Below are 15,225 nucleotides of genomic sequence, written 5' to 3' on the forward strand. Positions count from 1 at the left end.
ATGTTTTCGCTAAATAACAGTAACTTATTACGCTCAGGATTTGAGCTTGGAAAAGGCGACAAACTTTTTCAAGACATTGAACGTGATATTATTAAAGTGGTGTTTTGGGAGCAGTGCGTAACACAAAGCCATATTGTGAGCGCCACCCGAATTCCGCAGCAAACTGTCTCGCGTTTACTTAAATCGTTAACTCAGCATGGCGTAATAATGCAAACCGATACGCTTATCCCTAATAAAAAGGGTAAGCCTGGGTTTGGTATTGCGCTTAACCCCGAATACGGCTTTACCTTTGGTTTAGCTATTTTGCTTGATGCTATTTCTGTAGCGGTCATGGATTTTACCGGCAAAGTTATTTACACCCATATGCAGCTTATGTCAGACATGAGTATTAATAACGTACTTAAAAGTGCGCAAAAGCTGGTGGACGATATAAGCGCAGAGCATAACATTGCAAGCGAAAAAGTGCTGGGTATGGGCGTGGGTATATCGGGCTTTTTTAGTTCTATGGACGGGAAAATGAATACCCACCATATGCTAGAGGAGTGGTCGCAGGTTGATATTATCGATATTGTCTCTAAGCACTTTCAACTCCCTACGTGGGTGGTGAATGACGCTACAGGCGCCGCCGCTGGCGAAGGGGTTGCAGGTATAGGCCGCGAGTATAAAAACTTTGTTTATATGTTTGTCTCGGCGGCATTTGGAGGCGGAATCGTAAATAACGGCGATGTATTGCGTGGTACTTACGGTAATGCTGGCGAGCTTGGCGATATGTTACCGCCAAAGTTATACGCTCATCCCAATTTAGAGTTACTAAAGCGCATTTTGAAAAAAAATGGTGTAGCGGTTGATTCAATTTACGACTTGCACGATAACTTTGACCCAGAATGGCCAGGCGTTGAAGAGTGGCTATTTAAAGTTCAAGACTCTTTTGATTTAGTAGCAACTTGTTGCTCGGCGCTATTAGATGCAGAAGCGATTATTATTGGCGGCCATATACCTAAAGAGCTGGCCGAAAAAGTAATAGCGCGTACTGAGGTTTACGCACAATTTAGACGAGGCGCTAAACGCCCAATGCCCAAGCTGGTGGTCTCAAACATTAATAATTTTCCGGTCTCCATTGGTGCAGCCACTTTGCCATTTAGAGAGCTGTGTTTGTAGCTTAATAATAGAAATTTTAAAACAAAAAGCCGATATTGATTTATACAATATCGGCTTTTTTAGTATTTAAACCTACTCCTTAACTAAGTGTTATTGCGAATGGGTTTTACTCTTCAACGAACGGTTCACCTTCTGTCATCCACTTAGCTGCTGGCTTGCCTTTTAAGTAATGGTCAAAGTACTGCATCATACGCACTGAAAAATCGACCTGATTAGGAAACTTTTTCAAATGATGTGGTTCACCTTCGTATTGTAAAAAGGTGGCGTCTTTACCCGCACGGCGCAGGGCTAAGTAATATTGCACGCCTTCGTGCCAAGGCACTGCGTCGTCTTTATCCCCAAACATAATTAAAATAGGGGTATTTACTTTATCGGCAAAAAACACTGGTGAGTTTTCGATGTATAGCTCGGGTGCTTCAAATAAATTTTTACCTATGCGGCTTTGCCCAGTTTCGTACTGAAATTGACGCGCAAGGCCCGACTTTAAACGTATGCCGCTGTATGCGCTGGTCATGTTTGATACCGGCGCGCCCGATACAACCGCTTTGAACATATCTGTTTGGGTGATCATAAACGCACTTTGATAGCCTGCCCATGAATGCCCTTGTAGGCCTATTTTATCTGGGTCGGCTATGCCTAAATCTATTAATTTTTGGGTAGCGTTTATCATGGTTTGCGTTGACGATTTACCTGGGTGGCCTATTTCAAAGCGGATGTCAGGTAAAAAGATTGCATAACCATTTGAGGTAAACATAGGGAAGTTAGGGCGATGATTTAGCTCCATTTTAGGAAAATCATACATGCGCTGGCTCATATAGCGGTAAAAATACACAACAACGGGCACTTTATCGCCTTTTTTGTAGCCTGCTGGTTTAATTAATACCCCTTGTAAGTCTTCGCCATCAAAGCCTTTGTAGCTAATTAGCTCAGGCTTTTCGCCCCAGGAAAAATCCGCCATTTGTGGGTTTAAGTTGGTAATTTTTTTAGGCGCTGTAAAGCTAAAGTCGCTTTGGTAGTAATCAGGAAACTGATGATAAGTTTGCTCGGTAAAGAGGTATTTATCGGCATGTTTTGCCTTTTTAACTACATCAATACGTTTTTTGCCACTCAGTACGTTAGTAACCGTTTGTGAGGCTAAATCAAGCTTGGCTACTTCACGTTGCTTTGATTGTAAGTTAATGGCTGATACAAGTAATGTATCGTTTTGGGCAAAGCCTACGTGGTTTTTATCAAGTTTAATAACGCGATATTGCGTATTGCTTGGTTTACCATTAGTTAAACGCTCAGCGCGTTGAGTGTTGACATCAAACGCCCAAATATCGTATTTGCTATAAACCAATACTTGGCTGCTGTTATTTAACCAACCGGCAAACCCATAACCAGGTTGCGGTGATGGATAGTCGTGTTTGTCATCGGCAAACGTGGCATTAATAGCTTTGCTAAGGGCGGTAACTTTATTGGTTTTTAAATCTTTAAGTTGTACTTGGCTTTGTGCAAAGTATGCCGCATAGCGCCCATTAGGTGCAAGGCTTGGTGTAAACGGTGAATTTTTAATAATGGGAGTTTGCTCACCGGTATTAATGTTTATGCTGTAGTAGTCGGCAAAAAAGCCACCGTACATAATTTTTTCTAGGTGGGCTTGGTTAGAGTAGCCTAATACACTTTGGCTACGATTAGTGTTAAGCGCTAAATCGCTGACTTTTTCATTGCTTAGTTGTACTGCTTTTTGGCTTTTTAAATGAAAAACAGCGCTGTAATGGCGGTTTTTATTAACCTTGTTCCACTGTTGTTCTTCTCGTGGTTTTATTTGGGCATCGTTGTTGTGCCACACGTTTAGCGCTTTATGTTCACGAATCGTGTCAAAGTCATACAGTGATGCTTCGTCGGTGTACTCTTTTGCTTTTATTTTAGCGACCAGTTTGGGGTGGTTTTCAAAATATAAGCGCTCGCCATTTTCAGACCAGCTAATCGATGCTGTTTTACCTATTACCCATTCTTTATTAGGGGAGTCGATAGTGCTAAGGGTGTTATTTTGCCAAAGCTTTAGAGAGTATTGTCTGCGACGCTCATCATCGTTTACGTAGTTACCGAGGTTAAATGCGGCTATTTCTTTATCAGGGTGCCAACTAATTGATTGTGCAACCACGCCTGGCTCATCAATTAATACGCTTTGCGCAAAGTTATTATTAAGCTCAAGCAGTACAAGTTGATTGTTATTGCCATCACTAAAGCTTTGGCTGGCAAGTAGCTGAGCGCCACTTGGGCTTAGCGCATAACTAAATACATTATTTAAGCTGTGGGTGGTGCTGTTTTTTAAATTTATTATTACTAGCTCAAAGCTTTTATCTTTTTTATCTGGTGTGATAGCGCTTTTTTCTTCGCTGTTATCTTCAGCAGGTGTGTCTTTTTCTGCTTTTTTATCAACTCGATAAGCAAGCCACTGGCCATTGTTACCTAAAACATAGTCTTTTACGTCGGCAAATTGCTGTTTTTCGCCGGTTTGGGCATTGACTAAAATGAGGTTGTTTTTAAGTGATGACTTTTTCTCGCTGGTCTCTTGCTCAAGCAGGGTGGGTACTTGTGTAAATGCCACCCAATTAGCCGCTTTGTTAATAACGGGCTTGGTGCCGCGCTCCACGGTGCTAATAAGGGTATTTGTTGTTAAGTCATAAACTTGCCCATTTGCATTGCCACGGTAGGGTTTAGCGCTAAAGCTGAGGATTTTACCATCATCTGAAAGTTGGGTGTTTTTTGCGTACTTAAAATCGAATACGTCTTTAAATTCTAATGGCTTTTGAGCCCAAGCAGTGGGGCTCGCTAAGCTTGCAAGCAGTGCTGAGCTTAAAAAGGTGAGCGTTGTTTTCATTATTGATTCTCGTTTTTCACAGTACTTTTAATGTAATAAGTATTGTAGCGAGTTTGGTTTATATTTCGAGCGGATCAGATAAGCGGTATAAGAAAAGGGACGAAAGTGTAACCGTTAGCGCGAATAACTAGCGCTAACGGTAAAATAATAAAGTAAGGTTATAACCAAATTTTTTGTAGTTCAGGCCATTGTTTTTCAAATTGCGAACTTGGCTTTACTTTAAAGTCGCTGCGCACAAACTGGTTCATTTTACCTTCAACATAGGCTAGTAAAAAGTTAGCAAGGGTGAGTTCGTCACTTTGAAAGGTTTTACCTTCACGAAGTTTTCGCTCGCGCAGTACTTGTTTAAATTGCGTTTCTAGCTTTTCAAATAGCCCTTGTACACGTTCGCGTAAACGCTCTTGCTCGCCTTGCAGGGCGTCGCCGGTAAGTATGCGTGTTATACCTGGGTTTTTTTCTGCAAACGTTAGTAGCAACAACAAAATATTATAAACGCGTGTTTGGCTTTCTTTTTCGTTTTCTAAAATAAGGTTAATGCGCGATAAAAGCGTGTCTTCGATAAACTCTATTAGGCCTTCAAACATACGTGCTTTACTTGGAAAGTGACGGTAAAGCGCAGCTTCAGACACGCCCACTTCAGCAGCAAGCTTTGCAGTTGTAATCCGTTGTCCTGGGCTGGTTTCTAACATTTGCGCGAGGGCTTGCAGTATTTGCTCTTTGCGATTACTTCTTTTTGTCGCAGGCATGAACCTTCCTTTTTTATTTGTTATTTTTAGCTGCTAATCATTTTTTGTTCAAATGAGTGGCTTATGTTAATGTTTTATTCAGTTTGTTTCCAGCACTTTATAGTTGCTTGGCAAGTTGTTTAATTACCTCAAGAGCAATGCGTGTTTTACTATTTACCGCAAGTGCTAACTGCTCATTTTGCCAGTAAAGTGTTAAAGCATTGTGATCGGAATTAAACCCTAAACCACTTTGCGATACATCGTTAGCGCAGATCATATCGAGATTTTTATTTTTAAGTTTACCCTTTGCATAGCTCTCTACATTTTGCGTTTCAGCAGCAAAACCCACAGTGTAAGGGCGGTTTTTCGTTAAGTTTGCCACGGCGGCTATTACATCGGGGTTTTTAACAAGGGTGAGGGTAAGCTCATCGCCTTGTTTTTTCATTTTTTGAGTCGCTACATTAGCCGCTCTATAATCGGCTACGGCTGCACAGCCAATAAAAGCATCAGAGAGTGGGGCATAGGTTAATGATTCATTTAATAGCTGCTCAGCGCTTTCAATGTTTATTAAATTAACGCCAACAGGGGCCTTGATATTGACAGGCCCTGAAATTAAATTGACATGAGCGCCAAGCTTTAAAGCGGCCTCAGCCAGGGCAAAGCCCATTTTTCCAGAGCTGTGATTAGAGATAAAACGCACAGGGTCAAGCGGCTCTCGGGTTGGCCCTGCCGTAATTGTAATGGTTTTACCTGCTAATAATTGCGGCTGATCTGTAGCAGTGCACAAAGCCACAAGCTCATGCGGCTCTAGCATGCGCCCAGCTCCTACATCGCCACAGGCTTGCTCACCTTTGCCTGGGCCCCAAATAAGTACGTCACGTGCTTTTAAAGTGGTTAAATTTGCTTGTGTTGCAGGGTGTGCATACATTTGCTGGTTCATTGCTGGGGCTATTGCCACTTTAGCAGGGGTTGCCAGTAATAGTGTGGTAAGTAAATCATCGGCTATGCCTGCGGCCATTTTGGCAATGGTATTACTCGTTGCAGGCGCGACTAAAATTAAATCAGCCCATTTGGCAAATTCTATGTGGCCCATTGCAGCCTCTGCTGAGGGGTCAAGTAATGAATCAGACACCATTTCACCACTCACCGCTTGCATGGTTAATGGGGTTATAAAATGCTTAGCTGACTCGCTCATAACTACTTTTACTTCGCAACCTGCCTCTTTTAAGCGCCTAACGAGCTCGGCACATTTATAGGCCGCGATGCCGCCGGTGATGCCAAGTACGATTTTTTTGTTTGTTAAGTTAGTCATGAGTGTTTTTTGCTTGAGTGTATATGCAGGCTAAAATAACAAATCTTTGTGCTTTGAGCTAAGTTTTTAGGATTAAATAATCAGGCTAATTTTAAAAATTGCATTACAGTTATAAGACTGTTTTTTAATCATCAAGGATGAATAATGCAATTAACATCGTTACCTAACTCACTTCGCCCACGCGAAAAACTCATTGCAAAAGGCCCTAAAGCATTGACCGATGCTGAGTTATTAGCGATATTTTTGCGTACAGGCTTACCCGGTATGAATGTGGTTGAGCTTGCACAGCACCTGCTTAACGAAAACAAAACATTGCATAATTTATTTAACGCCAGCCAAGATGAGTTTTGCGCACAAAAAGGGTTAGGGATGGCAAAATATGTGCAATTGCAAGCGGTGCTCGAGCTGAGTCAGCGTTACATGCAGGAGCGTTGCCAGCGCGATGCGGTGTTTAATTCGCCAAATGCGGTGTATGAATATTTAACGCTGCAAATGCGCGGGCTACAGCAAGAAGTGTTTATGGTGCTTTATCTCGATAGCCAAAACCGTTTAGTAAAAGACGAAATTTTGTTTTATGGCACGATAAACTCAGCCAGCGTTTACCCCAGAGAAGTTCTAAAAGCGGCCTTAAAAAATAATGCTGCGGCCATTATTTTGGCACACAATCACCCAAGCGGGATTGCCGAACCAAGCCAAGCAGACAAACTTATCACTAATAAATTACAACAAGCACTGCAATTAGTAGACATAAATGTGCTTGATCACATCATTGTAGGAGGAGAAACGTGTGTTTCTTTTGCACAGCGAGGCTTGATTTAAGGTTGCTTGATGAATAAGTGTGTTAAAAATGAGCGGTTTGGACGGTTTTAGCAAATTAGTTTAATTTAAATGCAGTTTTTACTTTCCCTAAGGGCATTCGATCTTTATAATTAGCCGCTATCAAATTTACATATGAGCTGGTTGGATAGATCAGTATTTGATCTTTGCCTGTAAAAGCTGTATAAAGAGCGCCCTTCGATTTATCTAGGGCACAAATACATGGCCTTAGGTTAAATTAAGCTCGAGCGAAGTTATTGGAGATATATAGACATGTCTAAAGTATGTCAAGTTACAGGTAAGCGTCCAACGGTTGGTAATCACCGTTCACACGCGAGAAACGCGACTAGACGTCGTTTCCTACCTAACCTACAAACACACCGTTTTTGGGTTGAAAGTGAAAAACGTTTTGTAACACTACGCACTACTACTAAAGGTATGCGTATTATCGATAAAAAAGGCATCGACGCGGTACTTACAGATATCCGTGCTCGCGGCGAAAAAGTTTAAGGAACTGAATCATGCGCGATAAAATCCGTTTAGTTTCAACTGCTGGTACTGGTTTTTTCTACACTACCGACAAAAACAAGCGTAACATGCCTGAAAAGATGGAAATCAAAAAGTTCGATCCTAAGGCTCGTAAACATGTGATTTTCAAAGAAGCTAAAATCAAGTAATTTAGTTTTCTTTCAGAATTGTAAAAACCCAGCTTATGCTGGGTTTTTTGTTTTTAGCACTTATCAATATTAAACAGCCCCTAAAATATTTTATTAAATCAACAGATATAATTTAGGCATAAAAAAACCTTGCAGGTAAAACCCACAAGGTCATTATTTTTACAGCTTACAGCTTACAGCTTACAGCTTACAGCTTACAGCTTACAGCTTACAGCTTGGCAAACACGTCTTGTAGTGGTGGCACTACTTGCTTTTTACGGCTTAATACGCCATCTAGCCATACTTTATCTTCGCTCAGCTTTTCACCGTAAGCTTGCTCTACAAGGTTTGCATCATCTGAAGCAATCAGCATTTGTGAGCCTTCTTTCATGATGTCGGTAAGCAGTAAAAATACTGAGTGGCGGTTGCCTTCAATTTTTAGCTTAGCAATATCGGCTTCTAAGTCTGCTTTAATTTCGTCAAACACTGCAAGGTCAATAACCTCTAGCTGGCCAATGCCCACTAGGTGACCGTTCATGTTGAAGTCTTTAAAGTCACGCATTACTAAGTCACGCACAGGGGTGTCTTCAACAGCTGACTTAACACGGAACATGTCCATGCCTAGTTCTTTAAAGTCTTCGATGCCGGCAATTTCTGCTAGTGCTTCTACACATTTAATATCAGCCGTTGTACAGGTCGGCGATTTAAAAATAACGGTATCGCTTAAAATTGCACATAGCATGATGCCAGCAATATCTTTAGGGATTTCTACGTTGTAGAAGTCATACATCATTTTAATAATGGTGTTTGAACAGCCTACCGGACGGATCCAACACTCAAGCGGTGTAGATGACGTTAAATCGCCTAGTTTATGGTGATCGACTACGCCAACAACACGTGCTTGGTCGATATCATCTGGTGCTTGTGTTTTTTCTGTGTGGTCAACAATATATACATCTTCGCCAGCGTAGCTTAATTTAAGCTCAGGTGCTTCGAAGCCAAATTTATCTAGGATAAATTGAGTTTCTGGTGACACTTCACCAAGGCGTGTTGGAATTGCTGGCTCATCGATTTGGTTTTTTAAATAAGCAAGTGCAATTGCACCACAAATTGAATCTGAATCTGGGATTTTATGGCCCACTACATACATAGACATTGATGGAACTCCTTTAAATTTGCCGATATTCTACCAAAGTCTGTGGCCTTTAACATATAGACAGTGCAATTAAGTTTTAGTTACACTTTAAAATCTTGAATTTACTGGGTGTATAAATATGCGACTGGGCCGCAAAGGTTGGAACAACGTTATTATTTTTTCGATGTTGATTATGATCTTCTTTTTAAATGGCTGGCATAAACAGTTTTTAGGGGGCGAAGACGAGCCTACATTACAACCGGTACTGCCATTACAAAGTTTTGTGTTAACACTGAGCTTTGTTGATCAGAAAATTGAACGTATTGGTACAAGTTGGCGTACAACCGCATTACAAGAAAATACGCCCGTGAGGTGGGGTGCATCACAGCAGCAATTAGCTGAGCTAATTAACCATTGGCAAACGGCTGCGTTGATGCAGGTAAATGAGTCTGTTGTATTTAATCCAAACTCACCATTGTACGTGGCCACCTTTGAGCTGGCTGGCGAGCGCTTGCCTTGGGTTTATTTACTGTACAAAGGTAACGGTAAGTATTATTTGTTGGAAAAAAATAGCCAGCGCGTGATGGGGCTTGATTTAGCGACTGCAAAGCAGTTATTTCCAAGTGTTGATTTTTCAAAAAGTGAGTTGCATTAATGCCTGAATTACCAGAGGTAGAAGTAAGTAGACTGGGGATCACCCCGCATGTAGAAAACCAGGTAGTGACGAAGGTAAATATTTATAATGCCAGCATGCGATGGCCTGTGCCCGATGATGTTTATCAGTTAGAAGGGTTGAGGGTAGAGCGAATTGAGCGCCGTGCAAAGTATTTATTGCTGCACTGCGAATTAGGGAGTGCTATTTTACATTTGGGAATGTCGGGTAATTTGCGCGTTGTGGATAAACGCGAGCCGCTTAAAAAGCATGATCATGTTGAGTTTGTTCTTAGTAATGACAAGGCGCTGCGATTAAACGACCCACGCCGGTTTGGTTGCTGTTTATGGCAAGCACCGGGGGATGTTCATAAGTTACTTTCAAAACTTGGCCCTGAGCCGCTTACGGATGATTTTTTTGCAAAGCGTGTATACGAGCAATCGCGAAACAAAAAAGTCCCCGTGAAGCAATTTATTATGGATAACGCGGTGGTAGTGGGCGTAGGTAATATTTATGCCAATGAGTCGTTATTTAAGGCGGGGATACACCCCAAACGCGAAGCAGGCAAAGTATCGTTAAAGCGATATCAAACCCTGATCCCTATTATTAAAGACACTCTAGCAGCGGCAATAACACAAGGCGGTACAACCCTTAAAGACTTTGCCCAAAGTGATGGCAAACCAGGTTATTTTGCACAGCAGTTGTTAGTGTACGGGCGAAAAGGAGAGGCGTGCGTAACGTGTAAAACGCCACTTGAAGAAATTAGACTAGGGCAGCGCAGTACGGTGTTTTGTAAGCACTGCCAAAAATAGCCGTGTTATAGCTCAAATGGCGCCACGCCGACGGCTTTCATTTTATAGCCCACTTGGGCTATTTCACCAGACCAAGTTTCGGTACTGATAACGCCGGTAACAACAATCGCATCATACAGGCTCTCTATGGGGACGCCGCCTTTTACTGTTACATGAACGATTTGATTTGGCGGCGGGGGCGGTACGTGAATACACGCGCCAAAGTATGGCACAAGCAAAAACTCAGTAATGACTTCACTGTCGCCCTCAAGTGGGACAACAAACCCCGGTAAGCTCACTGATTGGCCATTTAATGCTTCAACCACAGGAGCATCTAGCTCTGGTTGCACCCAGTTTTGTTCACTGCCTTCGTGGTTAGCCTGTGCTTGGGTATCTATTTGTACATGCCCTTGTGGGATTAAGTCTTCCCAAAAAATTTCTTTCGGCGGGTTTGCACTACTGACAAAGCTAATAAGTAGGCAGCTTACTAGCGTGCAGTAATAAAGCGCGGATTTAAAAAGTATCATGAAATTCCTAAAGTTAAGTTTTTATACTCATACCATCGCTAAGCGAATAAAAGTAAGCGCGGGTGGCTGGTATTAAGCCAATTATAAACCCAGCGGCCATAATAACGACTATTAAAGTGAGTTCATAGTAAGAGAGCATGGCAATATTAACGCTTATGCCTGCATGGCTTTGCAAATAGCTGCTACTGATAAGCATAACGCCATAATACAAAGCACAGCCAACTAGGCAGCCTAATAATGTTGTAAATAACGATTCCATGCTTATTAGTGTAAATAGCTGCCATGGCCGTGCGCCGACTGAGCGCAATATAGCAAGCTCTCTTCGGCGTTGATTTAAATTGGCCAGTAGTGTGGTCAACATGCCCAATAAACTGACTAATATAACAACGCCTGAAAACAGTAAGAGTACTTTTTCGACAATGGCGAGCATTTGCCACAGCTCTTTTAAGGTCACTGTGGGCATAATGGCCAGAAGTGGCTCTTTTTTGTATTGGTTGATATTACGCCTAATTTGCAATGTGTATAAAGGCGAGTCGAAGCCCATTAAAAACGCAGTAATTTGACTTGGCTCACCGATTAGGTTGTTATGCTCATCGTGCTCATCGTGCTCATCGTGCTCATCGTGCTCATCGTGCTCATCGTGCTCATCGTGCTCATCGTGCTCATCATTCGCAGAGTGTGAACCACCATGTATTAAATCAATAGCTGCTAGAGGTATGTGTAAGGTTTTATCTACTGGCGTGCCAGTGGCGTTTAAAATACCGATAACAGTAAACGGGTTGTCTTTATGATGGTGAAAGCTCGTATTACCCATGCCGTGTGAGATTACTACGTTATCACCTAGTGTATACCCTAAACGGCTCGCTACATCGCTGCCAAGTACCACCTGGTTTAAATGCTCAAACGCGTGGCCTTGTTGAAAACTTAACGTTTGTTTTTTACCAAAGCGATAGTGGGTAAAGTAATCACGGCTTGTACCTAGTACAGTTTGGCCTTTGTGGCTGTCGCCTAAACTAATAGGAATGCTCCATTTAACACCACGTTGAGCTGCGATGTACTGATAACTTTGCCAGCTTACCCCATTATTTGCGTAACCTATTCTAAATACAGAGGAAAGAAGTAATTGAATATCGCCGGTGCGGGCGCCTACAATTAGGTCTGTCCCAGATATGGTATTACTAAAGCTGGTTTTTGCATCCACGCGAATTCGCTCAATACTTAGTAAAAGCATCACGCTAATAGCAATGGTAAACAATGTGAGCAGTACACTTGCTCGGCGATTTAGCAAACTTTTATAAGCTAACTTAGTCAGGATCATAGCTGCTCCTGTAAGCTAACTAGGCTAATTTCACGATTAAATAGCGGTTTTAATGTTTCGTCATGGCTTACAAAAACTAACGTACTGTTGGCGCGCTTAGCCTGTTCGAATAACAGCTTTATAAAGCTTTCTCTATTTGCGGTATCGAGTGCCGAGGTAGGCTCATCAGCAATTATAAGCTCTGGGCTGCCAATAAATGCGCGAGCGGCGGCAACCCGCTGTTGCTGACCAATACTGAGCGAGGCAACATCTTTACTATGATAAGACTCACTTAAGCCTAATGCTGTTAATAAGCGTATCGCTTCTTTTTGTAAGCTTGGCTTGGGCTCTGTTGTTTGCTGTAAGGCTTTTTGTTTTCTGCTTTTTGAAAATTCACAGCCAAGCGTGACATTCTCAATGGGTGTTAAATACGGTAATAAATTAAAGTTTTGAAAAATATAGCCAATATTCTCCGCTCTAAATACGTCTCTTTGCGTATTGCTAAGTGTATTTAAATCGCGATTTAAAATACGTATGTTGCCACTACTTGGTGTGTTTATACCTGCCAATAGCGCAAGCAGGGTTGATTTACCGACGCCGCTGGGACCATGTAAAAAAATATGCTCGCCTTTATTAATCCTAAGGGTTGGGATATTTAGCGTAGGCTTGGCATCATTTTTATGCCATTTAAAGGTTACATTATCAAGCTCAATCATACAGTGTGGTGTTACCAACCCCAAAAGTTGAATTCTTTACGCATTTTAAGATTTCTAAATAGGTTAAGCGGTTTAGGTTTTAGCTTTTCTTTTTTGTGCAAAAATTCATTTGCAGCATTAAGCACGCGTTGGCTAGATTTACCATCAGTATATGGGTGGAGCTCTAGGCAATAGTCTTCAATACTTTGCATTAATTTATTAGGTTTAGTTAACGCATGTTCTATTGCTGCTTCTACTTTATCGGCTTCAGTTACATCAAGTAAGTGAGGGAGTGGTTTTTGATTGCAAAACGTAACAACTGGCTTTCTAAGTAATAAAAACATCAATAATACCGAGGATGTATCACACAGCATTACATCTGCAGCTTTAAGCAAAGGGAGTACGTTGTCGGTTTCTATAAAGGTTAAGTTTTCATTATTTAATGCTTTATATTTCTCAACCCATTCTTGGGGCATTTTAGGATGAAACTGCATTAAAATACGCCACTTCCCTTGTAGGCTAAAATGCTTTATTTGCTCATATAATTTGGGAGCAAGTGATAATTTTTTTGAAAAAGTAGAGCAAATAAGCAGTGTTGGACGTGGGTCGTCGCTTTCGTATGGGTTAGCTTGTGTATCGGTAAATAGGGGGTCGAGCGTTGGCCAGCCGGTTTCTACCACTTTAAAAAAACCATGTTGTTGCGCCAACTCTTTAAATCGGGTGGTAGTATTGGGGCCCTGCGTACAATACAGGTCGTAGCAGCCTCGTATCGCAAAGTGGCCATGATTGCCCTCTGAGCTGCGCTTCTCAGAATTAAAACCATGAAAAACAGCAACTTTTTTACCAGGAATAAAACTTGGAACAATATTGCCTGGAATATAAGTTATATCAGGGTGCCAGCTTCTCACATCAGATATTGTATGCAAGCGCTGCTCATCATCATCTAAAAAGTCGGGGTTTACTTCATTACCTGCTAAAAACCACCGAACTTCTCCACCATGGGCTAAAATTTGCGCCTGAAGCGGCCTTAAAATAGCGTATGAATAATTTTGCGAAATATACATTAGATACTTTTTATTTGCGGTCGCAGTTAGGTAGTCCAAGCGTTACTCCTCTAGTTAGCACGCTAAGTTTACCGCATTATTACAGTCATATAAATATTGCGTGGTTATTTAAACTGAGCTCTGGGTAATAAACCTATTTCTAGCAGCTATTGACGCGTAAATTCGCCTTACTTTCATTGAAAATCTCTGGCTAGAGAAAATAAATTTAAATTTCAGCATATTACAACACGCCCTAGTAAGTCTCTTAACCAGAGTTCAGGTTATTTAGTTTTCAGTGCTGATTGAGCTTTAGGGTAGGCTGATTTATTATATAGCGCTTATAACCCCATACCATACTTTGCTCTATGAGCATCCCTAACCCCGGAGATAGCATGACTAGCTATAAAGTTTTAGACGTAAACGATGACTTACCCATTCGCACTAAAGGTGCCGTACACAGCGGTAAAGTTCGTTCGGTTTATTGGCTAACAGATGAAGACAGCGCACGCCTCATTAAAGAAAAAAACTATAAAGTTCCGCAAGGAACTGAGCTGGCAATTATGGTTATTTCAGACCGTATTTCTGCTTTTGATTGTATTTGGCAAGGAGAAAATGGCTTAAACGGCGTGCCGGGAAAAGGTATTGCGCTTAACTCTGTTGCATCTCATTGGTTTAAGTTATTTGATAAAGCTGGCCTTGCGGGTAACCACATTGTTGATATTCCACATCCTTATGTATGGATTGTGCGCAAAGCAAGTACCGTAAAAGTAGAAGCGATTGCGCGTCAATATATAACCGGCAGCATGTGGCGTGATTACAGTAAAGGGGTTCGCAACTTTTGTGGCATAGATTTACCTGAGGGCTTAACGGCAAACCAAAAGCTTGAAAATGTACTAATAACCCCTTCTACAAAAGGTATTATCGAAGACGTGGCTGATATTCCACCTGTTGATGATGTGAATATTACGCGCGCTAATATCACTGATAATTTAGACGTATTTAATTTTAAATCGGCAGAGGATGTGACTAAATACGAAAAGCTATTGGTTGAGGGCTTTAAGCTAATTAGTGAAGAGCTGGCAAAGCTTGATCAAATATTTGTAGATACAAAATTTGAGTTTGGTTATGTAGAGGATTTAGACGGAAACCAACAGCTTATTTATATTGATGAAGTAGGCACCCCTGATTCTTCGCGCATATGGGATGGCGCGGCTTACCGCGATGGTAAAATAATCGAAAACTCTAAAGAAGGGTTCCGCCAGTTATTAATTTCTACTGTGCCAGAAAGTGACGTGCTGTTAAATAAAGACCGCATGGATGAGCGTGAGCAGCTTGCTAAAGACTTTATTTTACCAGAATCGGTCATGCTTGAGGTGTCTAACACTTATGTAGGCATTGCCAGTAAAATCATTGGTAAAGAGATTGTAATTCCAGAAGATCCTCGCCAAGAAGTAATTAATATTTTAGATACTGATTACGGTCTTATTGTAAAATAGTACAACTAAAGTATTAAAATAAACAAAGCCCAGTCTTTATTTTTAGTTACTGGGCT

The 15,225-nt window shown here is 41.4% G+C and carries 15 protein-coding genes; 7 read left to right on the forward strand and 8 right to left on the reverse strand.

Annotation, left to right across the window (positions count from 1 at the left end; genetic code table 11):
• A complete protein-coding gene (locus NQT65_RS13910) occupies positions 1-1,158 on the forward strand; it encodes an ROK family transcriptional regulator (protein ID WP_024031368.1) in 1,158 nt (385 codons plus the stop codon).
• 106 nt (positions 1,159-1,264) lie between these two features.
• Here NQT65_RS13910 and NQT65_RS13915 read toward each other — a convergent pair whose 3' ends face one another.
• From NQT65_RS13915 to coaBC, 3 genes are all read right to left on the reverse strand, one after another.
• On the reverse strand, positions 1,265-4,024 hold the full coding sequence (locus tag NQT65_RS13915; protein WP_256851410.1) for a S9 family peptidase: 2,760 nt from the start codon (positions 4,022-4,024) through the stop codon (positions 1,265-1,267).
• 158 nt (positions 4,025-4,182) lie between these two features.
• Complete coding sequence (gene slmA / locus NQT65_RS13920; RefSeq protein ID WP_004587943.1) at positions 4,183-4,770, reverse strand: nucleoid occlusion factor SlmA; 588 nt, start codon at positions 4,768-4,770, stop codon at positions 4,183-4,185.
• A 97-nt stretch (positions 4,771-4,867) separates the two neighbouring features.
• Complete coding sequence (coaBC, locus tag NQT65_RS13925; protein ID WP_256851411.1) at positions 4,868-6,061, reverse strand: bifunctional phosphopantothenoylcysteine decarboxylase/phosphopantothenate--cysteine ligase CoaBC; 1,194 nt, start codon at positions 6,059-6,061, stop codon at positions 4,868-4,870.
• Between the two features lie 144 nt (positions 6,062-6,205).
• Here coaBC and radC point away from each other — a divergent pair, with 144 nt between their 5' ends.
• From radC to rpmG, 3 genes are all read left to right on the forward strand, one after another.
• Complete coding sequence (gene radC, locus NQT65_RS13930; protein ID WP_256846120.1) at positions 6,206-6,880, forward strand: RadC family protein; 675 nt, start codon at positions 6,206-6,208, stop codon at positions 6,878-6,880.
• A gap of 270 nt (positions 6,881-7,150) precedes the next feature.
• Positions 7,151-7,387 (forward strand): 50S ribosomal protein L28, encoded by a 237-nt coding sequence (gene rpmB, locus NQT65_RS13935; protein WP_004587946.1) that lies wholly within the window; start codon positions 7,151-7,153, stop codon positions 7,385-7,387.
• Between the two features lie 11 nt (positions 7,388-7,398).
• Positions 7,399-7,554, forward strand: a complete 156-nt coding sequence (rpmG, locus tag NQT65_RS13940; protein WP_004587947.1) for a 50S ribosomal protein L33 — start codon at positions 7,399-7,401, stop codon at positions 7,552-7,554.
• Positions 7,555-7,762: 208 nt separating this feature from the next.
• Here rpmG and NQT65_RS13945 read toward each other — a convergent pair whose 3' ends face one another.
• On the reverse strand, positions 7,763-8,689 hold the full coding sequence (locus tag NQT65_RS13945; RefSeq protein WP_256851412.1) for a manganese-dependent inorganic pyrophosphatase: 927 nt from the start codon (positions 8,687-8,689) through the stop codon (positions 7,763-7,765).
• A 118-nt stretch (positions 8,690-8,807) separates the two neighbouring features.
• On the opposite strand from NQT65_RS13945, the gene NQT65_RS13950 reads away from it, so the two are divergent.
• The gene (locus NQT65_RS13950; RefSeq protein ID WP_256851413.1) at positions 8,808-9,323 is read left to right on the forward strand and encodes a hypothetical protein; all 516 of its coding nucleotides are present in this window, start codon (positions 8,808-8,810) and stop codon (positions 9,321-9,323) included.
• Positions 9,323-10,132: a bifunctional DNA-formamidopyrimidine glycosylase/DNA-(apurinic or apyrimidinic site) lyase gene (gene mutM / locus NQT65_RS13955; RefSeq protein ID WP_054983912.1), complete on the forward strand. Its 810-nt coding sequence runs from the start codon at positions 9,323-9,325 to the stop codon at positions 10,130-10,132. The genes NQT65_RS13950 and mutM overlap by 1 nt, the downstream gene beginning before the upstream one ends.
• Positions 10,133-10,137: 5 nt before the next feature.
• Here the strand turns inward: mutM and NQT65_RS13960 are convergent, their stop codons facing one another.
• From NQT65_RS13960 to NQT65_RS13975, 4 genes are read right to left on the reverse strand one after another with little or no spacing between them, the layout of a single operon-like run.
• Positions 10,138-10,638, reverse strand: a complete 501-nt coding sequence (locus tag NQT65_RS13960) for a DUF3299 domain-containing protein (protein ID WP_004589066.1) — start codon at positions 10,636-10,638, stop codon at positions 10,138-10,140.
• Positions 10,639-10,651: 13 nt separating this feature from the next.
• A complete protein-coding gene (locus NQT65_RS13965; protein WP_256851414.1) occupies positions 10,652-11,956 on the reverse strand; it encodes an ABC transporter permease in 1,305 nt (434 codons plus the stop codon).
• Entirely contained in the window at positions 11,953-12,651 is a 699-nt protein-coding gene (locus tag NQT65_RS13970; protein WP_256851415.1) for an ABC transporter ATP-binding protein, read from the reverse strand. The genes NQT65_RS13965 and NQT65_RS13970 overlap by 4 nt, the downstream gene beginning before the upstream one ends.
• Before the next feature lie 11 nt (positions 12,652-12,662).
• Positions 12,663-13,733: a CDP-glycerol glycerophosphotransferase family protein gene (locus NQT65_RS13975; RefSeq protein ID WP_256851416.1), complete on the reverse strand. Its 1,071-nt coding sequence runs from the start codon at positions 13,731-13,733 to the stop codon at positions 12,663-12,665.
• 332 nt (positions 13,734-14,065) lie between these two features.
• Between NQT65_RS13975 and NQT65_RS13980 the strand changes: the two genes are divergently transcribed.
• Positions 14,066-15,169, forward strand: a complete 1,104-nt coding sequence (locus tag NQT65_RS13980) for a phosphoribosylaminoimidazolesuccinocarboxamide synthase (protein ID WP_256851417.1) — start codon at positions 14,066-14,068, stop codon at positions 15,167-15,169.
• The last annotated feature ends 56 nt before the right edge of the window (positions 15,170-15,225 follow it).

Source organism: Pseudoalteromonas agarivorans (genome assembly GCF_024518735.1).
Lineage (GTDB): Bacteria > Pseudomonadota > Gammaproteobacteria > Enterobacterales > Alteromonadaceae > Pseudoalteromonas > Pseudoalteromonas atlantica.